Annotated in this window: 2 protein-coding genes; both read left to right on the top strand. The window is 73.7% G+C overall.

Going from position 1 to position 456, the window contains the following annotated elements:
* Positions 1-199: ABC transporter ATP-binding protein (locus tag AC1DSF_RS30880; RefSeq protein ID WP_478184121.1), on the top strand; the 199-nt coding region annotated here is incomplete at its 5' end.
* An 8-nt stretch (positions 200-207) separates the two neighbouring features.
* Positions 208-456, top strand: a 249-nt coding sequence (locus AC1DSF_RS30875) for a sulfatase-like hydrolase/transferase (RefSeq protein ID WP_478184120.1), incomplete at its 3' end; no start/stop codon positions are given.

The raw sequence follows: 456 nt of genomic DNA, 5'->3' as shown, positions 1-456 counted from the left end.
GTCCATGGTCTTCATCGCCCACGACCTCGCCGTCGTCCGGCAGATCTCGCACCGCATCGCCGTCATGCGCGCCGGACACGTCGTCGAGACCGGACCCGCCGAAGACCTGTGCGCCCACCCGCGCCACCCGTACACCCGCGACCTGCTTGCCGCCGTGCCCAGCCCCGCCCCCGCCCCCGCCGCCGCGGCCGCCGCCTGAGGAGCCCCGTGACCACGAACCCCGACCCCCGCCGCCGCGACCCGTACGCCGAATTCCCCGGCCGTGCCGGGCGCACCTTCGCCGAATCCGAAGCTGCCTGGCCGCCGCACCCCACTGCGCGGCCCGGCGCCCCCAACATCGTGGTCGTCCTCACCGACGACATGGGGTACAGCGACATCGGCCCCTTCGGCTCCGAGATACCCACACCCACGCTCGACCGCCTCGCCGAAAACGGCCTCCGCCTGACCAACTACCAC

The sequence above is a fragment of the Variovorax sp. 01N429 genome (assembly GCF_056399425.1).
Note: the sequence above shows the minus strand (reverse complement) of the source record. Positions and strands in the feature narration are given on the sequence as shown.